The organism is Brackiella oedipodis DSM 13743 (assembly GCF_000621025.1).
In the GTDB taxonomy this organism is placed as follows: domain Bacteria; phylum Pseudomonadota; class Gammaproteobacteria; order Burkholderiales; family Burkholderiaceae_B; genus Oligella; species Oligella oedipodis.
This window is the reverse complement of sequence record NZ_KK211206.1, coordinates 84503-104595: the sequence shown is the minus strand read 5'-3', so window position 1 is coordinate 104595 and position 20093 is coordinate 84503. Positions and strand designations below refer to the sequence as shown.

The 20093-nt window shown below is 47.9% G+C and carries 19 protein-coding genes; 5 read left to right on the top strand and 14 right to left on the bottom strand.

Annotation, left to right across the window (positions count from 1 at the left end):
* Positions 1-521: 521 nt before the first annotated feature.
* The 5 genes from Q335_RS0107045 to Q335_RS0107025 all read right to left on the bottom strand — a co-directional run bounded on the left by Q335_RS0107045 (position 522) and on the right by Q335_RS0107025 (position 5571).
* Positions 522-1166: a phosphoribosylanthranilate isomerase gene (locus Q335_RS0107045; protein ID WP_028358017.1), complete on the bottom strand. Its 645-nt coding sequence runs from the start codon at positions 1164-1166 to the stop codon at positions 522-524.
* 15 nt (positions 1167-1181) lie between these two features.
* Entirely contained in the window at positions 1182-2213 is a 1032-nt protein-coding gene (gene galE / locus Q335_RS0107040; protein WP_028358016.1) for a UDP-glucose 4-epimerase GalE, read from the bottom strand.
* A 201-nt stretch (positions 2214-2414) separates the two neighbouring features.
* Positions 2415-3344 carry an electron transfer flavoprotein subunit alpha/FixB family protein gene (locus Q335_RS0107035; protein ID WP_028358015.1) on the bottom strand — a complete coding sequence of 310 codons (930 nt, stop codon included), beginning with the start codon at positions 3342-3344 and terminating at the stop codon, positions 2415-2417.
* A gap of 1 nt (position 3345) precedes the next feature.
* Complete coding sequence (locus Q335_RS0107030) at positions 3346-4095, bottom strand: electron transfer flavoprotein subunit beta/FixA family protein (protein ID WP_028358014.1); 750 nt, start codon at positions 4093-4095, stop codon at positions 3346-3348.
* Between the two features lie 549 nt (positions 4096-4644).
* A complete protein-coding gene (locus Q335_RS0107025; RefSeq protein ID WP_028358013.1) occupies positions 4645-5571 on the bottom strand; it encodes a histone deacetylase family protein in 927 nt (308 codons plus the stop codon).
* 151 nt (positions 5572-5722) lie between these two features.
* Here Q335_RS0107025 and mltB point away from each other — a divergent pair, with 151 nt between their 5' ends.
* Positions 5723-6820, top strand: a complete 1098-nt coding sequence (gene mltB, locus Q335_RS09650) for a lytic murein transglycosylase B (protein WP_038369635.1) — start codon at positions 5723-5725, stop codon at positions 6818-6820.
* A gap of 203 nt (positions 6821-7023) precedes the next feature.
* Here the strand turns inward: mltB and pgsA are convergent, their stop codons facing one another.
* From pgsA to orn, 5 genes are all read right to left on the bottom strand, one after another.
* The gene (pgsA, locus tag Q335_RS0107015) at positions 7024-7590 is read right to left on the bottom strand and encodes a CDP-diacylglycerol--glycerol-3-phosphate 3-phosphatidyltransferase (protein ID WP_028358012.1); all 567 of its coding nucleotides are present in this window, start codon (positions 7588-7590) and stop codon (positions 7024-7026) included.
* Between the two features lie 89 nt (positions 7591-7679).
* Positions 7680-9494 (bottom strand): excinuclease ABC subunit UvrC, encoded by a 1815-nt coding sequence (gene uvrC, locus Q335_RS0107010; protein ID WP_028358011.1) that lies wholly within the window; start codon positions 9492-9494, stop codon positions 7680-7682.
* Entirely contained in the window at positions 9457-10542 is a 1086-nt protein-coding gene (nagZ, locus tag Q335_RS0107005; protein WP_038369633.1) for a beta-N-acetylhexosaminidase, read from the bottom strand. Before nagZ ends, uvrC begins: the two co-directional genes overlap by 38 nt.
* The gene (gene acpS / locus Q335_RS0107000) at positions 10496-10903 is read right to left on the bottom strand and encodes a holo-ACP synthase (protein ID WP_028358009.1); all 408 of its coding nucleotides are present in this window, start codon (positions 10901-10903) and stop codon (positions 10496-10498) included. Before acpS ends, nagZ begins: the two co-directional genes overlap by 47 nt.
* A gap of 48 nt (positions 10904-10951) precedes the next feature.
* On the bottom strand, positions 10952-11530 hold the full coding sequence (gene orn, locus Q335_RS0106995) for an oligoribonuclease (protein ID WP_028358008.1): 579 nt from the start codon (positions 11528-11530) through the stop codon (positions 10952-10954).
* Between the two features lie 93 nt (positions 11531-11623).
* On the opposite strand from orn, the gene Q335_RS0106990 reads away from it, so the two are divergent.
* Entirely contained in the window at positions 11624-12889 is a 1266-nt protein-coding gene (locus tag Q335_RS0106990) for a M48 family metallopeptidase (RefSeq protein ID WP_028358007.1), read from the top strand.
* An 11-nt stretch (positions 12890-12900) separates the two neighbouring features.
* Positions 12901-13803 (top strand): ribosome small subunit-dependent GTPase A, encoded by a 903-nt coding sequence (gene rsgA, locus Q335_RS0106985; RefSeq protein ID WP_028358006.1) that lies wholly within the window; start codon positions 12901-12903, stop codon positions 13801-13803.
* A gap of 116 nt (positions 13804-13919) precedes the next feature.
* Here the strand turns inward: rsgA and gstA are convergent, their stop codons facing one another.
* The 4 genes from gstA to Q335_RS0106965 are packed head-to-tail and all read right to left on the bottom strand — an operon-like array spanning position 13920 to position 17346.
* The gene (gene gstA, locus Q335_RS0106980) at positions 13920-14528 is read right to left on the bottom strand and encodes a glutathione transferase GstA (protein ID WP_028358005.1); all 609 of its coding nucleotides are present in this window, start codon (positions 14526-14528) and stop codon (positions 13920-13922) included.
* Positions 14512-15330 carry a TatD family hydrolase gene (locus Q335_RS09645; RefSeq protein ID WP_038369631.1) on the bottom strand — a complete coding sequence of 273 codons (819 nt, stop codon included), beginning with the start codon at positions 15328-15330 and terminating at the stop codon, positions 14512-14514. Before Q335_RS09645 ends, gstA begins: the two co-directional genes overlap by 17 nt.
* A gap of 29 nt (positions 15331-15359) precedes the next feature.
* Entirely contained in the window at positions 15360-16076 is a 717-nt protein-coding gene (lolD, locus tag Q335_RS0106970; protein ID WP_211248254.1) for a lipoprotein-releasing ABC transporter ATP-binding protein LolD, read from the bottom strand.
* Positions 16069-17346 carry a lipoprotein-releasing ABC transporter permease subunit gene (locus tag Q335_RS0106965; protein WP_038369629.1) on the bottom strand — a complete coding sequence of 426 codons (1278 nt, stop codon included), beginning with the start codon at positions 17344-17346 and terminating at the stop codon, positions 16069-16071. The genes lolD and Q335_RS0106965 overlap by 8 nt, the downstream gene beginning before the upstream one ends.
* 34 nt (positions 17347-17380) lie before the next feature.
* Here Q335_RS0106965 and Q335_RS0106960 point away from each other — a divergent pair, with 34 nt between their 5' ends.
* Together Q335_RS0106960 and recJ are read left to right on the top strand one after the other, a co-directional pair.
* Positions 17381-18385: a hypothetical protein gene (locus tag Q335_RS0106960; protein ID WP_028358002.1), complete on the top strand. Its 1005-nt coding sequence runs from the start codon at positions 17381-17383 to the stop codon at positions 18383-18385.
* Entirely contained in the window at positions 18355-20079 is a 1725-nt protein-coding gene (gene recJ, locus Q335_RS0106955) for a single-stranded-DNA-specific exonuclease RecJ (RefSeq protein WP_425393519.1), read from the top strand. Before Q335_RS0106960 ends, recJ begins: the two co-directional genes overlap by 31 nt.
* Positions 20080-20093 lie beyond the last annotated feature (14 nt).

Below are 20093 nucleotides of genomic sequence, written 5' to 3'. Positions count from 1 at the left end.
ATCGAACTAACTTATTCAATGCCGTACTGATGCTGGCAAAACACTGGACAACGGTTTACTGCGATTACTACAAGTTAACACTAAAATACAAGGGGTTGAGAGATACGTTTGTCAATCGAGATCTGTGCTATGACGCCTAACTTGGAGCTGCTGACTCGTGAACTACCTGGGGATTCATGAAACTCATGAAAAAATAAAATACAGCAAGTAATGCACATTATGTACAGCAGGTACTTCTGGCCTATGCACTTCTATAACGTTTAGGAATGAGCTCTAATGTGTATGGAGCTTGAGATACCACGCAAATAGCAATCATTCTTGATTACTGCGTGCAGCGACACTGTATACGCAAAAAAGCCTAATCATTCATAAATGCAATAATCGATCAAAAAAAACGACCGCTCGAGCCACATAGCCACTAAAGGCTTAGGCTCTATGAGTACTACTAACTACTTACTACTACAATGTTATGTTTGAATTACCCTGGCTTGATTCTGCGATCAGGTGACTTGAGGGTTGGGTTATTGTTGTTGATAGAGTGCAGTAAAAAACGCTTGTAGCTTAGTGATAGACTTACGCCCGGGGGCTTGCTCTACTCCACTACTCAGGTCAACCGCATAAGGTTGAACGCTATTTACTAACTCAATCACATTACTGGCATTGATCCCACCGGCCAGAATGTACTTATATCTTACATTATTTTCTGACATATTTGGCAACATTTTGAGATCAATTTTTTGGCCTGCCCCCCCATAGTGTGGTGTAAATGCATCAAATAAAATTGCTTTCGCATGGCTATAAGTGCGCACAGCTTGCTGTATTGAAATAGGGTTATCTAAGCCTGGCGCCCCTACGCGAATGGCCTTGATATAGGGATAATTAAACTGCTCGCAAAAGCTCGCCGTCTCGTCACCATGGAATTGAATATAGCTTGGGCGCAACTCGGTCATAATTTGTTGCACTTCATTAACACTTGGGTTAACACAAAGTACGACCGAGCTCACGCCAAAAGGCACTTGCGAAATCAGGGTACGCGACGTAGCCATGTCAATGGCGCGTTTGCTTTTGGGATACATTACAAAACCGAGAGCGTCGGCGCCGGCCGCTACAGCCGCGTGTAAGTCTTGAGAATTGGTAATACCACAGATCTTGACACGTATACGCATAGGACCCCCTGCTCTTTAGTCACGATAACCATTAGGATTATTACTTTGCCAATGCCAGCTATGGCGCATCATTTCATCTAAACCTAATTGGGCTTGCCAATTGAGTTCGCGTTTGGCCTTGCTCGGATCAGACCAGCATTCGGCAATATCGCCTGGACGACGCGGGGCAATTTTATAATTGATGTGGACTTGGTTGTTTTTTTCAAAGGCTTGGACAATTTGTAAAACGGAATAACCATTGCCCGTACCTAGATTCCAAACATGGCAACCTGACGCATGGTGTTTAAGGTAATCAAGCGCCGCTAAATGCCCATTTGCGAGGTCGACCACATGAATATAATCACGAATAGCGGTGCCATCCTGGGTGTCGTAGTCGTCACCAAAGATACTCAGCTGCGGCAACTTACCAATTGCCACTTGAGTGACAAAAGGCATTAAGTTGTTTGGTATACCACTAGGATCCTCTCCCATCAGACCGCTAGGATGGGCGCCAATGGGGTTAAAATAGCGCAATAAGGCGATGGACCAGCGCTCGTCACTCTTGGAGAGGTCTTGCATAATACGCTCGGCCATCAGCTTGGACATACCGTAAGGATTGGTGGGTTGACCCAGCGGGCACTCTTCAGTAATTGGGATTTGTTGCGGATTACCGTAAACCGTGGCCGAGGAACTAAAGACCACATTAAAGACGTCATGTTCGCGCATGGTTTGCAGTAATTGAATGGTGCCGTAGACATTGGTTTGATAATATTCCAATGGTTTTTGGGTGCTCTCACCCACCGCTTTTAGGCCTGCAAAATGAATCACGGCGTTGATCTGATGATCAGCAAACACTTGATTAAGTGCATTCTTATCAAGAATGTCACCTTGGATAAAAGGCACGGCATGACCGGTGATTTGTTTAACGCGCTCTAGGGCGACTCGAGAACTATTACTGAGATTATCAAAGACGATGGGCTCATAACCCCGTTGAATGAGCTCGACCACCGTGTGTGATCCAATATAGCCACAACCACCCGTGACCAGAATCGTTTTGTTGCTTGACATGGTTTTCCCCTCATAGAATGTGACAGCATTATAACCAAATCCCCACGCTTAGCCGTCAGGTGATGTAGATAAGATTTGATTTATGACGCATCGAAGCCTAATTGCTTACACAAGTCGCTGTCTGTTTTTTGTGCTTATAGAAAAGCCCGCCCCAGGGTAGCCACCCTGGCAGCGAGCTTGAACACTACAACTAGTGAGAACTTAGAGTTTCTCGGTGAGTTCTGGAACCGCTTGGAATAAATCAGCGACTAAACCGTAGTCTGCCACACCAAAAATCGGTGCCTCTTCGTCCTTGTTAATGCAAGCAATGACTTTGGAGTCTTTCATACCAGCCAAGTGCTGAATAGCGCCAGAAATACCGACAGCGAGATATAGTTGTGGCGCGACGACTTTACCCGTTTGACCGACTTGGAAGTCGTTAGGGGCATAACCCGCATCGACTGCCGCGCGGGACGCACCTACGGCTGCCCCTAGCTTGTCTGCGAGTTTGTCGAGTAATTCAAAGTTCTCGGCGTTGCCCATACCACGACCACCAGAGACCACAATTGAAGCAGTCGTCAAGTCTGGGCGATCACTTTTTGCTAGTTGACGTTCGACAAAGCTAGATAAACCACTGTCAGAGACGGCGTCGATGTTGGCTATTTCGGCACTACCACCCTCGGCAGCCACAGGGTCAAAAGCCGTAGTACGCACAGTAGCGACAATCTTGTCGTCTGATGATTGTAGGGTTTCAATAGCGTTACCGGCGTAAATAGGATGAACAAAGGTTTTGTCGTCGACGACTTCAATAACGTCGGTGATTTGTGCCACATCTAATAAAGCTGCCACACGTGGCGCGATATTTTTGCCATTGGACGTCGCTGGAAATAGGATGTGATTATAATCACCTGCCACTTGGACAACTTGTTGGGCGACGTTCTCGGCTAAGCCATCTTGTAGGCTAGCGTCCTGCGCTAATAAGACCTTGCTAACGCCAGCCACTTGAGCCGCTTGATCGGCGACGGCCTGAGCGTCATTACCGGCTACTAAAATATGGATATCGGCGCCAATTTGTGAGGCCGCGGCAACGGCGTTGCGCGTAGCGACATTAAGGGATTGGTTATCGTGTTCTGCAATTACTAACGTTGTCATATTAAATCACCTTGGCTTCGTTTTTTAGTTTGTCTACTAAGGTATCTACATCTGGCACTTTGATGCCTGGTTGGCGTGCAGGCGGTTCCGTGACTTTGAGGGATTTGAGACGTGGGCTCACATCGACCCCTAGATCCTCTGGTGACAAGGTATCAATGGTTTTTTTCTTGGCCTTCATAATATTAGGTAAGGTTACGTAACGTGGCTCATTGAGGCGCAAGTCTGTGGTAATAACGGCGGGAAGCGATAATTTAATGGTTTCTAGACCACCATCAACCTCACGTGCCACAGTGACGCTATCACCTTCTAACTGTACGCTATTAGCAAAGGTGGCTTGCCCCCAACCCAATAAGGCAGAAAGCATTTGACCGGTTTGATTGGCATCGTCATCGATCGCTTGCTTACCTAGAATTACCAGTTGTGGTTGCTCCTTGTCGACGACCGCCTTGAGAAGTTTAGCAACGGCTAGCGGTTGCAGTTGCTCGTCGGTCTGCACTAAGATGCCTCTGTCAGCCCCCATGGCCATAACGCGACGTAACACTTCTTGGCATTGGCTAACGCCGCAAGAAACCGCAATGACTTCTTCGATAGCACCGCTTTCTTTGAGTTTAATGGCCTCTTCTGCAGCAATATCGTCAAACGGGTTGATCGACATTTTGACATTGGCGATATCTACACCCGTTTGGTCTGATTTGACACGTACTTTGACGTTGTAGTCAACAACACGTTTGACAGGTACTAATACCTTCATCCACAACTCTCCTGAGTAAAAATTGAACAAATCTAGGTCTAAGGGCACAGCAGTCTACTAGAAGATGTTTACTGAGCACTAAAAACTAAAACAGTAAAGACTAACGCATTAAGCGACTACGACTTCGTACACTAAGCCGTCTGATCTCTGGTCTAAGAGGACGACTTTGGGGCGCATAGTTACTACTTAGTCACTTCTTAGCTACTAATGAGTTACTAATAACTGTTAGTTAATATTAGCCAATCTTCGGTACTGTTAGGCACCTTTAATCCTAAGTTAATATAAGTTAGGTTAAGTTAAGCTCAGTTAAAGCCTCTAGTTGGCTAGCGTGTGTGCCTTCGACTAATCACCTAACTATATATTGTTTATAGCACTAAAACAAGCGAGCGCTTGCGCTCTACGGGCTCTGAAGGGTAATCCCCTAGAATCCAGCTCAACACTGAGTCTGCAACCTCTTGGCAAAAAAACCTGATCAGGTTGATCAGGCTAGAGCGGCTGATGATGCTAATGAGACCGGTGGATGAGCGGATGGGTACTCTATGAGCTGAACTAAAGTGCGGCCAAGGTACGAATATGCTCTACCGTGCTGCGCGCAAGCGCCGAGAGATTGTAACCGCCCTCTAAAAAGCTAATAATACGGCCATCACAATAGGTCTCGGCTAATTGCATGATTTGCTCGGTAATCCAGACAAAGTCCCCTTCGAGTAAATCCAGTTGCCCCATGTCGTCCTCGCGATGGGCATCAAAGCCAGCCGAAATCATGATCATTTGCGGTGCAAATTGACGAATGCCTGGAATCCAATCCTGCTCAACAATTTCTTTGATTCTGGACATCCGTGTGTACGCTGGCACGGCCGTGTTATGCATGTTTTTGCCTAGGCTGACTTCACCTGAGTGCGGAAATAAAGGCGACTGAAAAAAGCTATACATTTGAATGGCAGGATCTTTGGCAAAAATGCGCTCGGTGCCATTGCCGTGATGCACATCAAAATCAATTAGGGCGATGCGCTTGAGATCGTATTGTTGAATGGCATAACGTGCCGCGATGGCCATATTGTTAAAAAAACAAAAACCTGTTGCCTTATGGGGTTCGGCATGGTGGCCAGGGGGGCGCACGGCACAAAAAGCATTTTTGTAATGGTGAGCCATGATTTCATCGACTGCCAAAAGGCCAGCGCCGGCAGCGCGCAAAGCGGCCTGCCAGGTGTGGGGGTTGAGGCTGGTTTCTTCAGAGTCGATCAGATAATAACCCTGTGTTGGTATATTGTCGCGGATAGAGGCAATGTAATCGGCATCGTGGCAACTTAAGAGATCCTCTTCGGTGGCATTGGGCGCCTCTGCGTGATGCAAAAAATCATGCAAACCACTCGATAGTAGACGATCATTGATCGCTTCTAGGCGTTGTGGAGACTCGGGGTGCCAGCTCTGCATTTCGTGTAATAAGCAGTCTGGGTGCGTGATGTAGAGTGTCTCCATAGTGTGCCTTAGATACCAATAAGTGTTTGAAACGCGATGGGTTTGTCTTGAGTTAGGGTAAGTGCCTGTTCTCGACCCTGTGAGTACTCAGCTTCAGGTTATCATTAGACTATAAAACTTTTTACAGCACTTAAACACTGGGATTATCGCTATGCTTGCTTTTTCTAAAAAACTATTGCCTGCCTGCTTACTCTCACTCAGTACGGTGGCCTGCAGTCACTCGCCCCATACGACTACGACAGGAACGCCAGTGAGAACATCCTCCGGCACCGTGCCAACGACGGTACGTAGTGCTGAATTAGAGGCGCAGCCGCTCAGTGCCGTTCCTCAGCAATTTGTGGCTCAGGTGGCACAGCGTTACCAAATCCCGGCCAGCACGGTGCAGCATATTTTACAGAGTGCACGTTATAACCCGACGACGGCTAAACTCATGACGCCCAAAGCCAAAACCGTCGTTAAGCGCTCTTGGCAGGCCTATCGGGCACGCTTTGTGGAACCGATTCGTTTGCGAGAAGGCCACAAGTTTTGGCAACAACACCAAGGTACATTAGCGGCAGCACAACAACGCTATGGCGTGCCCGCCGAAATTATTGTGGCCATTATTGGGGTCGAGACGGTGTATGGTCGCAACACGGGTAGTATTCGAACCCTAGACGCTTTGTATACTTTGGGCTTTCATCATCCAGACAGTAGCCGTCCTGATCGTCATCTGTCTTTTCGTAATCAATTAGCAGCGCTGATGAGTTTGCATCAACAAGGGAAGCTCGATGCGATGAGCGTCACCGGTTCGTTTGCAGGGGCCATTGGCTTGCCGCAATTTATGCCGATTAGTATTTTGCAATATGCCGTGGATGGAGATGGCGATGGCCGCATTGATCTAACCGATAATGCCACCGATGCGATTTTTTCTGTGGCTAAGTTCCTGGTGGATCACGGTTGGCAGCGCCAATTACCCGTATTTGCGCCGGCCAGCCTGCCGAGTAATGCTGCCAGTCTCGTGGATGGTGGCTTGACGCCCTCTTATACCTGGTCGCAGTTACAGGCCAAGGGTGCAAATAGTGAGGTACAGGGAGCGGCTTGGCAACATGGCAAGGTGTTGGGCGTGATTGATCTCAAGGAGGAAGGCCGTGGTCAAACCACCTACCGTTTAGCGACGCAGAATTTCTTCGCTATTACGCAATACAATCATAGTTATTTTTATGCCACAGCCGTGGCGGACTTAGCCCAAGCGCTCAAGCAAAGAAGGTAGTGTTAGCGCAGGCGACCTCTCAAAAAAAGGATAGCGCTATAAAACAGGCTATCCTTTTTTGATAGGAGGACTTAATAAGCTAAAAGATGACTATGGAACCATTACGATCAATTAAGATCGGTAAGAACTACTAAGATCTATTATGATCTATGTAGACTTGATCCTCGTTGTGGTGTCATGAATGAGATCTTAGATATCTATCGTTAGGCATGCAATTGCGGCCAGGCTTTGCGTAAGTAATAGACCATGGACCAGAGTGTGAGTATGGCAGCTACGATGATTAGGGCCTCTCCTACCATACCCAAATCGATGTTATACACCGTTTGGTGAAAGAGCAAACAGGGAATGGCGATCATTTGAGCTGTGGTCTTGAATTTGCCTAACCAATGGACGGCCACATTGTCGCGCGCCCCCACAGAGGCCATCCACTCACGTAAGGCAGAGACGGTTATCTCGCGACCGATGATAATCAAAACAATAAAGGAATCGACGCGCTGCAAATTAAGCAACACGAGCAGCGCCGTACAGACCATGAGTTTGTCGGCGACGGGATCCAAAAAAGCCCCAAAATTAGACGTTTGATTCCAGCGTCGAGCTAACCAACCATCTAACCAATCAGTGACCGCAGCAGCAATAAAGAAAATCGTGGCAATATCGTCCCGCAAGTGCTCGCCCATCCAGTCTGTGGGTAGATAATACAAGGCTACGAGTACAGGAATAACGACAATACGTAGCCATGTCAGGGTGATGGGCAAGTTAAAGGACTTCATAGATTCTTTAGGTAACGGAGCTAAGTCATGACAATTTATTTGTAAGCTTAGCAAATTTATGTTACTTAAGAAAGGGATAGTTACCGCCCTTATCGGAAGGAATCGTAGATTTTTTCGGCTAATTGCTTAGAAATGCCTTCTACAGACTTAAGGTCTTCGACGCTAGCATTGGCCACACCACTAAACCCGCCAAAACGAGCCAGCAGTTTTTGGCGACGCTTAGCACCAATGCCCTCAATATCCTCCAATCGCGAAACGTTGCGTGCCTTGGCACGTTTGCTACGCATGCCTGTGATCGCAAAACGATGCGCTTCGTCGCGGATTTGCGCCACTAACATCAATGCTTGTGAGCCTGAACCGAGCTCAAGTGGATCACGACCATCGGTAAAAATCAAGGTTTCGAGACCGACCTTTCGACCTTCACCTTTGGCAACGCCCACAATAATAGAGGTGTCCAATCCCAGCTCTTCAAAAACCTGCTTGGCAATATTCACCTGCCCTTTGCCGCCATCAATCAGGACAATATCTGGCATGTTCTCGTCCGTATTGTGACTATAGCGTCTTTGCAGCACTTGACGCATGGCGGCATAATCGTCTCCGGGCGTAATGCCATTAATATTGTAGCGACGGTACATAGAAGATTGCATATCGTGATGTTGAAACACCACACACGAGGCTTGCGTGGCTTCGCCGTGACTGTGGCTAATATCAAAGCATTCGATGCGTAATTGATCGAGCGATTCGGCATCGTCATCAAGACCCAAGACCTCAGCCAAGGCCGAGGTTCGCTGTTGCCGTAGAGAGGAGTCTGACAGATGGCGCGTTAGTGCCAGTTCTGCGTTGCGAATGGCCAGTTCAAGCCAATGCCGACGGATCTCGGTGGGACGTAACACCAGACGGGGTTTGCCGCCCCCCTGGTGTAATAGGACTAATAGTTCGGGGTCAATCAGCGGATCTGAACAGATCAAAAGCGGTGGCAGCGCATGATCTATATAGTGATTGGCCACAAAGGCGCTCAGGACTTCACTCGCACTGTCGCCATCAATCTGAGTCGGGAAGATGGCTTTATCCCCGAGGTGGCGTCCCGCGCGCACCATGGCTAAATTGACACAATAGCGACCTTGTTTCTGCACCACCGCGATAATGTCGGCATTGGTATCGCTGGGCATCTCCATACTTTGTGAGTGCATGAGGGTCGAGAGATTTTGCATTTGATCACGCCACACGGCCGCGTTTTCGTAGTCGAGATTCGCGGCGGCTTTTTGCATTTTTTGTACTAGATCATCCATGACTTGCGAGGTTTCGCCTTGCAAGACTTTGACGGCTTGTTGCACGTCGTCTTGATAATCTTCTAGGCTAATGCGTCGCACACAAGGTGCTGAGCAGCGTTGGATTTGATGCAATAAACAGGGGCGAGACCGATTTTGGTAGACCCCGTCCTCACAGGTGCGCAACTTAAAGACTTTTTGCAGGACTTGAATGGTATCGCGCACCGCATAGGTATTGGGGTAAGGGCCAAAAAATATTCCTTTACGACGCGTCGTACCGCGATAAAACATAATGCGTGGGGCTTCATGATCGGTAAACAACAAATAAGGATAAGACTTATCATCGCGAAACAAAATATTATATTTGGGATGATAGCGCTTGATGAGGTTGTTCTCGAGGATGAGCGCCTCGGCTTCGGAGTTGGTGACGGTAATTTCAACATGATGGACCCGCGCGATCATATGGGCGATACGCGGGCTCTTCGGGGTGCGCTGAAAATAGGAACTGACTCTACGTTTGAGATCTTTGGCTTTACCTACGTAGAGGATCTCATCATCGGCCGAGATGTGACGGTACACACCCGGCAGATGCGGTAACTCATGCAGGAAGGTATTTAGATCGAAGTTCTCGGGCATACAGATAACGACTATCTTGTTGTAATTGCGACCAACTCATAAAGGCTTGTTGCGGATAGAGTGCACGTAAGCGGTTGACCGATTCGGCAGGCATTTGATGCTGTAAATGCTGCAATAATTCATCAGCTAAATCTGGGCGATTACACACTAGCACCATATCGCAGCCGGCACTAAAGGCCGCTTGAGCACGCTGTGTGATATCCCCCGCCACTGTGGCGCCTTCCATGGTGAGGTCATCCGAAAATACCATGCCTTGGTAATTGAGGCGATCGCGCAGCACGTCTTGAATCCAAAATTTAGAAAAACCAGCAGGCTGAGCATCACATTGACGATATATGACATGCGCCGGCATGATCGATGGTAGCACCATATCCCCCAAGGCTAAATACGGCACAATATCGTCTTTCATAATGTCTTCAAAACTGCGTTCATCGACAGGTAAGGCCACATGCGAGTCGGCTTGCACAAAACCGTGACCAGGAAAATGCTTACCACAAGCGGCCATCCCCGCCAAGGCTAAGCCTTGAATTAAGGAGCGGGAGACGCCTGCCACAATTTGTGGATCCCGATCAAAGCTGCGATTACCGATGACTTGACTCTGACCATAGTCCAGATCTAACACCGGAGTAAAGGAAAAATCCACCCCACAAGCACGCAGCTCAGCCGCCAAGATATAACCGACTTCGCTGGCCAAACGATTGGCTAGTGAGGGCCGTTGTTGCCACAATTTGCCCAAGGTCGCCATGTCTGGCAAATGCGTAAAACCATTGCTTTTGAAACGTTGTACTCGCCCGCCCTCGTGATCGACGGCAATTAATAAGGGTTCATCGCGCAAATCATGGATGCTTTGGCACAATTGCGTGAGTTGCTGAGGGCTCTCATAATTACGACTAAAGAGAATCACCGCCCCGACTAAAGGGTGTTGAAGACGTTTTTTTTCGTGCTCGCTTAATTGTAGTCCCTCAATATCCACCATGACGGGACCCGGCGCGATGGCTTTTTTATTTTGATTCGATAATAACGTAGGCCATGGCCAAGTCTGATTCATCGGTGAGTGAAACATGTGCTACTCCAAATTTTTGTTGATACCAAGACAGTAAAGGCTCTGATAATACCACTATCGGTTTACCACTGGGGTCATTCAGGGTCTGCATGGCCGACCAACGCATGGGGCTGTGCATGCCTAAACCAATGGCCTTAGAAAAGGCCTCTTTGGCAGCAAAGCGCGTCGCTAAAAAGCGCATGCCGCGCTGTGGATCACGCGCATAACGCTGCTGGAATTTTTGGATTTCTTGGGCGCCTAAAATGCGGCGGACAAATTTATCACCAAATTGTTGATAAGACGCCCTAATCCGATCGATATAAATTAGATCGGTGCCGATACCTGCAATATGCGCTGCCGTCTGCATGACTCTATACTCTCTAAGATAACCTCTGGGGTTGGCAAGTCGTAAACGTTACGACTCGTGACTGTTGGAATCTTTAGGGGCTTGCATCACCAAAAAGTGATCCCGATAATAAGCGAGTTCCTCAATTGACTCGATCACATCGGCCAGCGCCTCATGCTTACCGTGCTTTCTTATGCCTTTATAGACATCGGGACGCCAGCGTTTAGAGAGTTCCTTAAGGGTACTCACGTCAATCGTCCGATAATGGAAAAAAGCCTCTAATTGCGGCATGTACTTGAACATAAAACGCCGATCTTGGTTGACGGTATTACCACACAAGGGGGACACGCCTTTGGGTACATGTTGTGACAAAAATTCCACTAAGCGTTGTTCGGCTTGCTGCTCCGTCACGGTTGAGTCTTTGACTTTTTGAATTAGGCCACTGCGACCGTGATGGTTTTGATTCCATTCATCCATACCATCTAAGACACTATCATCTTGATGGATGACCATGACGGGACCCTCAGCCACTATACTGAGATCGGCTTCAGTCACCACCACAGCCACCTCAAGGATGCGATCGTGCTCAGGATTGAGCCCGCTCATCTCCATATCTAACCAAATTAAGCGTTGACTATTCCTTGTCATAGTTTTGGGTATCCTTAAATTTACATAACAGCTATGGTTATAATTGTATTTTGTTCACAGCCATCTGTACACTTAAAAGGAAGCAATGGGCGTATGCAAGCGAGTTTTTTTACTTTAATTTTTGTGATTTTTTTGATTGTGCAATTTGCCATAAAAACCTGGCTAAATGTACGTCAAAGCCGCTATGTCCATGCCCATGCCGATACCGTCCCGGCCACGTTTAGAGAGCAAATCAGTCTTCAAGCGCATCGTAAATCGGCTGCTTACACCTTACAGAATTTGCGTTTATCGCAGTTTGAGTTACTCTACGAAAATGTGATTCTTTTGGTCTTTACCCTGATGGGCGGCATTGATCTGATAACGCGGGGTCTCAATCGTCTGATGCTGCCTGGCTTATTGCAAGGCCTGTGCTTAATTCTAATACTGTTCACCCTGTCTTACCTCTTACAGATCCCCTTTGGCTGGTACAAAACCTTTAAACTCGAAGAAAAATTTGGTTTTAATCGCAGCACCCCTGCCCTGTTTATCAAGGACTTACTCTTACAATACTTGCTCAGTCTCTTGCTTGGGGGACTTTTAGTCTTAGGGGTTTTGTATCTGATGCAAAGCACGCAACTCTGGTGGTTATGGGCCTGGCTCTTTAGTTTGCTGTTTTTTAGCTTGATGATGTACATCAGTCCCACGCTCTTGATGCCACTTTTTAATAAATTCAGTCCGATCCAAGACGGTGAGGTGAAATCACGCATCCAAGCCTTAGCGCAACGTTGCCAATTTGCCCTCAATGGGATTTTTGTGATGGATAGTTCCAAACGCAGTGCCCATGGCAATGCCTTTTTTACGGGCTTTGGTAAAAACCGTCGTATTGTGTTTTTTGATACCTTGCTTGAGACGTTGCAACCGGCTGAAATTGAAAGCGTCATGGCCCATGAATTGGGGCATTTTAAACACAAGCATGTACTCAAACGCATGCTACTAATGGTGCTCGCAGCCTTTTTATTCTTTGCGGTGTTGGGCTTTGTCGCTAAACAAACCTGGTTTTATGCGGGTTTGGGAGTTTCACCTGAGCAGATCGCCTTTTACCCTTATGCCCATGCCTTAATATTGTTTGCCTTGGTTGTACCCATTTTTACCTTTTGGTTTACTCCTTTAAGTAGTTGGATGTCCCGTAAAGATGAATTCCAAGCCGATGCCTTTGCGGCGCAACATAGTGATGCCCAGCAGTTAGTCGCCGCCTTACTCAAACTCTACGAAAAAAACTCTGGCACGTTGACCTCTGATCCTATTTATACGGCTTACTACTATAGTCATCCCCCTGCCCCAGAACGCATTGCGCATTTGCAAGCGCAGATGAGCGCCTAATGGCCAGTCCTATGGACTCAGCCAAGGTCAAAGCCCGTATTATCACAGCGCATGGGCGCCATTATACGGCGCTGGCGCAAGACCAAAAGATTTGGCATTGCTATGCTCGTGGCAAGAAAAAAGAGGTCTGTGTAGGTGATTGGGTGGAACTGCGGCCGCAGAGCACGACGGAGGCCACGATTGAACAGATTTTGCCGCGCCGTAATCTGTTGTATCGCTCCGATCAAATGCGTAGCAAACAATTTGCGGCCAATATTGATTTATTGCTTTTTGTGGTCGCTACCGAGCCGAGTTTTTCGGAGGATTTATTAAGTCGTGCCCTAATTGCTGCTGCCAGTGCAGGCATCGAGGTGGTGATTATCCTCAATAAATGCGATTTACACGATAAATTAAGCGCAGCGCAGCAAAAACTGGCGGTGTATGAACAGATGGGTTATCAAATCCTACAACTGAGTACACATGCGCCTGAGGCGCTTAAGCAGCAACTAAGGCCGTTGTTGCAGCACAAGACGAGTTTACTACTGGGTCAAAGCGCCATGGGTAAGTCCAGTATATTAAATATACTTGTACCGCAGGCGCAGGCCTTTACGCAAGCGCATTCGCAGGCCTTGGGTACCGGTAAACACACCACCACTTTAAGTCGTCTCTATGCCCTTGAAAACGATGATGGGGCGATTATTGATTCGCCTGGCTTTCAGGCGTTTGGACTACTGCATTTAGATGACAAAGCGATTGTCCGTGGTTTTCCTGAGTTTACACCGCATCTGGGGCACTGCCGTTTTTATAATTGTCGTCACCTCAAAGAACCTGGCTGTGCCATCACTGCCGCCGTGCATGCTGGTGAAATTACGCCGGCACGCTACGATATTTATGTGCGCTTGCTTAACGAATTGGACGACGCCAAAAAGTACTAGGTAGAGTGTGACCCCTAGATTGGTTCGGTTGCCAATATTCACATGGCTACCAATACTAAAAACCCCGCTTAGCATGCAGCGGGGTTTATTTTAAAATAGCGACTGATGTATCACGCTTATTCACTGATACCTTCGGCCTTAAAGGCTTTTTGCACAGATGGTCGCTCTTTGATGCGTTCGCGATAGGCCTGAAGATTAGGCCATTGAGAAAGCTCTAGCGGTGTGACGCCGAGCCAACCCAAAATCACAAATAAATAGGCATCTGCAATCGTAAATTTGTCGGCTACGAGATATTCTTTGTCGGCCAAATGTTGCTCCACATAATCGAGGCGTTTGCTTAGCGTTTGCACGCCATAGTCTAACCAAGCGCCTTCGGCTTTGTAGAAAAATGGCGTAAAATTTTTGTGTAACTCAGTGCCCGCATAACTCAACCACTCGGCTACATAATAGCTTTCTAGGCCATTGGAGCTTTGCAGCGCGATATCCTTGGCAGGCACGAGATCAGCCAGATAAGTGAGGACTGCAAAGTTCTCGGTCAAAATCACGCCATTATCCAGTTCAAGGGCAGGTACGTAACCCTTAGGATTGATTTCATTAAAGTCCTTACCAGACTTGGTGCGTTTTTCTTTGACGTCGACTTCTTCGAGAGAATGCTTGAGTTCAAGCTCGTAGAGGATGATATGAGCGGCCTGTGAGCAGGCGCGAGGTTTATAGTAGAGTTTCATCGAAAATCTCCATGGGGTTGATTCGATGAAAACACTTTAACACATTCAGATTACTTTGTTGAGAGAGCTCGGCGACTGGGATTTGCCGCAGTTGCGCGATGGTCTGGGCAATCCCCAATAGCTCTGCAGGTTGATTCGGGCCTTGCCCGAGCCAAGCCGGTAGCGCGTAGGGTGCGTCCGTCTCGAGTACCAGGTGTGGCAAAGGGATGCTTTGCGCTAAGCGTCTGATCTGGCGTGCACGATCAAACGTCGCTGCGCCGCCAAAGCCCAAACAAAATCCTAAGGCTATAAAGGCTTGAGCCTGCTGTTGACTGCCATTAAAAGCATGGGCAATGCCCTTAAGACCTGGACGTTGGCGTAAATACTTAAGCACCCTATCTTGGGCGCGGCGCACGTGTAAGATCACAGGAAGATCATATTGCCGCGCCAACGCCAGTTGTACCTGAAAACACGTTTCCTGATGGGTCTTTAGCTGATCCGTCGTCTTTTCTTTGTCAAAAAAATCTAAGCCAATTTCACCCAGTCCCACAAAGCGTGGATCGTGCATAGCCCGAGCGACCGTGTCCGACAATTGCTTGAGGTCGCGCTCTGTATACTGATGAGCTACCATGGGGTGAATTCCCAGGGTGTAATAAACCCCAGGATATCGCTGCGCCACCGCTTGTACCTGGCTAAAGGTTTGCGGTTTAACGGCGGGCACAATCATGGCCACCACCCCTTTAGCTCGCGCCTGGCGTAGATGGTGATCCAGTTCCGGCGCTAATTCGGCTGCATCAAGATGGCAATGGCTATCGATTAACATGGCGGCCCTAAGGATAATCAGCTAGTGCCTTAGGCAGCGACTTCTAGCAATTGACCGCGTTCCATTTGTAATTTGCGATCGGCGAGTTGTGCCAGTTTTGGATCGTGCGTAACGATAATAAACGCGGTATTAAACGTTGCTTTGATTTGTTTGAGTAAATCAAACATTTGGCTCGCGGTATTGCTATCGAGATTGCCCGTAGGTTCATCGGCCAAGACGCAGACCGGATTGGTCACCAAGGCGCGTGCTAAAGCGACGCGTTGGCGCTCACCGCCCGATAATTGCCCTGGGCTATGCTGCATTCGATCCGCTAAACCGACTTTGCCCAATACTTGCTCGGCAGCTTGGCGCGCTTTATGGCGACTCATGCGTCTGACAATCAGGGGCATGGCGACATTGTCTAAGGCCGAGAACTCGGGCAATAAGTGATGGAACTGATACACAAAGCCTAAATGTTGATTGCGAATCTGACTCAATTGGTTTTCTGATAATTTGTCTGTCGTTTTACCATTGATAATCACTTCACCCGTGCTGGGCTTATCCAGCAAGCCTAGGATATGCATGAGGGTACTTTTACCCGAACCAGAGGCGCCGACAATCGTGAGCATCTCCCCTCTTTTGACCTGTAAATCAATGCCATCCAAGATGACTAATTCATGGTCTACATCTTGATAACTTTTACGAATATCTTTGGCATGCAGCACAATCTCTGGTGCCTGCGGTTGGGATTTGAATGAATTAGTCATGACGTAGGACCTCCGCAGGTTGCAATTTAGAAGCGCGCCAACTTGGATAAAGGGTCGCCAATAGCGACAAGATCAGTGAAGTGAGTGCAATCACAGTAATCACATTAATTTCTGGGTTGGATGGCAATTCACTAATAAAGTAAATCTGGGCATTGATAAATTTGACGCCAAAGATATTTTCAAAAAACGGAATAATGACATCAATATTGTAGGCAATCAGACACCCAAATAAGACACCTAAAAAAGTGCCTACAATACCAATCAGTGCACCCTGAACTAAAAAGATTAAGGCAATCGATTTTTGGGTGACACCGAGCGTGCGCAAAATCGCAATATCCGATTGCTTATCTTTGACGGCCATCACAAGTGAAGATAAGAGATTAAAGGCAGCGACGGCGACAATAAGTGCAAGAATTAGGAACATCATACGTTTTTCGGTTTTGACAGCGGCAAACCACGTACGGTTTTCTTGGGTCCAATCGCGTATAATTAAGCCCGGCTGCATGCTACTGACGAGTTCCATAGCGACTTTGGGGGCTTCGATCATATGTTTGATTTTGAGGCGAGTGCCGGCATAACCATTGTCACGAAAAAGCACGGCGGCGTCATGAGCTGCCACAAAGGCGACACCCGAGTCATATTGATCATGCCCTGAAGAAAAAATGCCAGAGACGGTAAACTGTCGCATCCGTGGCGAAAAACCAGAGGGGTTGATAGAGCCTTGGGCACTTAATAATAATAAGGTATCGCCCACACGAACCCCCATTGATTGCGCTAAATTTGCCCCCAATACTATATTGTAGGCGCCCTGTTTGAGTTGTTGCAGATCGCCCTGCACCATTTGCTCAGGTAATTCAGAGACCTGCCCTTCATTAACGGGATCGATGCCACGGATTTCTACGCCCTTTAGCATGCCGTTGCGACTGAGCATCCCCGTGGCCGAGACAAAGGCAGAGGCACCAATCACTTCGGGATTACGTTCAGCTTGTTGCGCCAAGTCTTGCCAGTGCTCAAGACTCGTGGCTGGATCTTGGTTCATATTAAAGACCTGAATATGTGGGATGACCGACAACATGCGATCTCGCACTTGCACCTGAAAGCCGTTCATCACAGACATCACAATGATCAAGGCGGCTACTCCTAAGGCAATACCGGCCATTGAACTGCCCGTGATGACCGAGATATAGCGGTCCTTTTTTTTGCCTCGGCCAGCCACTCGGCTCAGTCCCGCATAGCGCAGACCAATCCAAAATTCATATAAGTTTTTCATTAAAAATTACTCGTTAAACAATTACAATAGAGCGATGGATATATTAATTAGCGACGCCGTATTGCCCGTCGATCTTGCTACCGAAATTAGCGCGCATATCAGCCCCCAACATGCCTTACGGCAAGTGCTCAAACACGCGACCCACCAGGTCGAGCGCCTCGATCAGCAGCAGGGCTGCAGCAGCAGTGAAGCTGTGATTTTAAATCATTATGGCTACACAGCGTCAGCAAATTCCCCGCTGCTTGATGTATTGCCTTTTTTGAGTCTCCTAAAAAGCCCATTGTCGACACCGCAAACGCAGCCATTGGCGTTGTTAGAGCTTTGTCACTTTGAGATTGACCAGCAGCACAGTGGCTTAATTCCCGCCAAAGAACTGCACATTAGCAACGAGCATCGGCAGCAATTATTCACAGAGCTAGCCCCTTTATTGGCCGAAAAAAACATCACTGTATACGATCACCGTCAAGATAGATGGCTCATTAGCTTGCCAGACAGTATTGTAGCAGCGCCACAAAGCAGCGCCAAAATGGCCTCGCAACTGGTGCATGAATACTGGCCCAAAAGCGCCCAATACAAGGGGCTCAGAGTGCTACTTAATGAAATTCAAATGCAATGCTTTCAGAGTGCCGTCAATCAAGCGCGCCATGTAGCGGGGTTGCCTGCCATTAATAGTGCCTGGATTTTTGGCAAGTTACCAGCACACATCCGTCCTGACAGCCAACAGCGCTGGCACACTGCCAGCTACCAGGGTCTGACTTATGAGGTTTTTGAACAAGGTGATCATGCGCTCGCCTATATCGATGTCTTAGAACCGGCTTTCAGAAAACAGGATTGGGGCGCTTGGCTACAAGGCTTTAATGGCCTCTCAGACTTTATGGCACAGGCCTGGAAAGCGAGGCCGCACACTCGGTTCATTTTCACTGGACCTGAGGAGCTAAAAACGTTGACTCGCACTAAACCATGGGGCGCTAAACGCCTTCTACAAACACTGAATAAGAGCAATAAACAATGGAATCAATGGTGGCTTCAATCATTTTAGAAACCCGTCCGACTAACCCCAAAGCCCAAGAATCACTGCAAGCAGCCGGCGTGGCGCCTATTTTGGCGCGGTTATTTGCCGCCCGCGGTATCGAGCAATTACAAGAAGTGCAATATGATTTGCGCCATTTGCTCTCGCCCGGCCAGCTTTTAAACTGCCAAAAAGCCGCGCAACTCTTGGCTGATGCCATTGCCGCCAAAAAATCCATTTTGATTGTGGCTGACTACGATTGTGATGGCGCCACCGCCTGCGCTATTGGCTTGCGCGGCCTGTCGATGTTTGGCGCCAACGTCGACTTTATGGTGCCGAATCGTTTTGAGACAGGGTATGGTTTATCTCCAGCCGTGATTGAAGTCATCCAAAAGCGCTTTGATCCCCTACCGGATCTGATTGTCACGGTCGACAACGGGATTGCCAGTATCGATGGTGTGGCTGCAGCCAAGGCCCTCGGCATTGATGTGATTGTGACGGACCACCACTTGCCGGCCGATGAGGTGCCCGAGGCCTTAACCATTGTTAATCCAAACCAAAAAGGCTGTCAATTTCCGTCTAAGAGCATGGCGGGTTGCGGTGTGATTTTTTATGTTTTAATTGCACTGCGTGCTGAATTACGACAACGCGGCGCCTTTGCGCACAAGCCCGAGCCCAATCTGAATCAACTGACGGATATTGTCGCCCTGGGTACGGTGGCCGATGTGGTGAAACTCGATGCCAATAATCGGATTTTAGTGTCGCAAGGCTTACGACGTATGCGTAATGGTCAAATGGCGGCCGGTATTAAGGCTTTATTTGATGTGGCGGGAGCCGATTATCGGCGCGCCAGCACTATGGATTTGGGCTACAAAATCGGTCCGCGTATCAACGCCGCCGGCCGTTTACAAGATATGAGTATTGGCATTCACTGCTTGCTCACCGATAATTACGATGAGGCCTTTGAATTAGCCACGCAACTCAATAACATTAATTTGCAACGTCGTAGCATCGAATCTCACATGAACGAGGATGCTTTAGAAGTGCTCGAAAACAATACAGCACTGAATGAACTAGCGGCGATTTGTGTGTATGAGCCCGGTTGGCATCAAGGGGTGATTGGCTTAGTTGCCTCGCGTCTCAAAGAAAAATTCTGGAAGCCGGTATTTGCCTTTGCTCGGGGTGATGATCATGAATTGCGAGGCTCTGGTCGTTCAGTGCCGGATGTGCATTTGCGCGATGCCCTTGACTGGGTCTCTAAAAAACATCCTAAACTACTGCTTAAATTTGGTGGCCACTCCATGGCAGCGGGGCTATCTATCCTCGAACAAGATTTGCCTCTTTTTCGCCAAGCCCTGCACGAAGCGGTTGTCAGCATGACGGGTAAACAAAAATTTGAGGCCGTACTAGAAACGGATGGTCCACTGGATAATCAATTAGTGACGGTACAAAATGCCCAGTTACTGCAACAACAAGTATGGGGCACAGGTTTTCCTAATCCCGTTTTTTGTGATGTTTTTCGTCTGCGCAAACATCTTATTCTCAAAGAAAAACATAGTCGCTTAGTCCTAGAAAAAAACCAACAATTATTTGAAGCGATTTGGTTTAATCATGTTGATCCTTTGCCTGAATACATCGAGGTGGCCTATGAATTGGATAATAATGAATGGCAAGGCTTAAGCAAAGTACAGTTATTAGTTCGACACGCCACGGAGGCTTTTTAGAGGGAGGCTTTTTT

What these genes read in the sequence shown, in the direction of transcription:
- Q335_RS0107045 (WP_028358017.1), bottom strand. Translation starts at nt 1,166, where the DNA reads ATGCGTATACGTGTCAAGATCTGTGGTATTACCAATTCTCAAGACTTA.
- galE (WP_028358016.1), bottom strand. Translation starts at nt 2,213, where the DNA reads ATGTCAAGCAACAAAACGATTCTGGTCACGGGTGGTTGTGGCTATATT.
- Q335_RS0107035 (WP_028358015.1), bottom strand. Translation starts at nt 3,344, where the DNA reads ATGACAACGTTAGTAATTGCAGAACACGATAACCAATCCCTTAATGTC.
- Q335_RS0107030 (WP_028358014.1), bottom strand. Translation starts at nt 4,095, where the DNA reads ATGAAGGTATTAGTACCTGTCAAACGTGTTGTTGACTACAACGTCAAA.
- Q335_RS0107025 (WP_028358013.1), bottom strand. Translation starts at nt 5,571, where the DNA reads ATGGAGACACTCTACATCACGCACCCAGACTGCTTATTACACGAAATG.
- mltB (WP_038369635.1), top strand. Translation starts at nt 5,723, where the DNA reads ATGCTTGCTTTTTCTAAAAAACTATTGCCTGCCTGCTTACTCTCACTC.
- pgsA (WP_028358012.1), bottom strand. Translation starts at nt 7,590, where the DNA reads ATGAAGTCCTTTAACTTGCCCATCACCCTGACATGGCTACGTATTGTC.
- uvrC (WP_028358011.1), bottom strand. Translation starts at nt 9,494, where the DNA reads ATGCCCGAGAACTTCGATCTAAATACCTTCCTGCATGAGTTACCGCAT.
- nagZ (WP_038369633.1), bottom strand. Translation starts at nt 10,542, where the DNA reads ATGAATCAGACTTGGCCATGGCCTACGTTATTATCGAATCAAAATAAA.
- acpS (WP_028358009.1), bottom strand. Translation starts at nt 10,903, where the DNA reads ATGCAGACGGCAGCGCATATTGCAGGTATCGGCACCGATCTAATTTAT.
- orn (WP_028358008.1), bottom strand. Translation starts at nt 11,530, where the DNA reads ATGACAAGGAATAGTCAACGCTTAATTTGGTTAGATATGGAGATGAGC.
- Q335_RS0106990 (WP_028358007.1), top strand. Translation starts at nt 11,624, where the DNA reads ATGCAAGCGAGTTTTTTTACTTTAATTTTTGTGATTTTTTTGATTGTG.
- rsgA (WP_028358006.1), top strand. Translation starts at nt 12,901, where the DNA reads ATGGACTCAGCCAAGGTCAAAGCCCGTATTATCACAGCGCATGGGCGC.
- gstA (WP_028358005.1), bottom strand. Translation starts at nt 14,528, where the DNA reads ATGAAACTCTACTATAAACCTCGCGCCTGCTCACAGGCCGCTCATATC.
- Q335_RS09645 (WP_038369631.1), bottom strand. Translation starts at nt 15,330, where the DNA reads ATGTTAATCGATAGCCATTGCCATCTTGATGCAGCCGAATTAGCGCCG.
- lolD (WP_211248254.1), bottom strand. Translation starts at nt 16,076, where the DNA reads ATGACTAATTCATTCAAATCCCAACCGCAGGCACCAGAGATTGTGCTG.
- Q335_RS0106965 (WP_038369629.1), bottom strand. Translation starts at nt 17,346, where the DNA reads ATGAAAAACTTATATGAATTTTGGATTGGTCTGCGCTATGCGGGACTG.
- Q335_RS0106960 (WP_028358002.1), top strand. Translation starts at nt 17,381, where the DNA reads ATGGATATATTAATTAGCGACGCCGTATTGCCCGTCGATCTTGCTACC.
- recJ (WP_425393519.1), top strand. Translation starts at nt 18,355, where the DNA reads ATGGAATCAATGGTGGCTTCAATCATTTTAGAAACCCGTCCGACTAAC.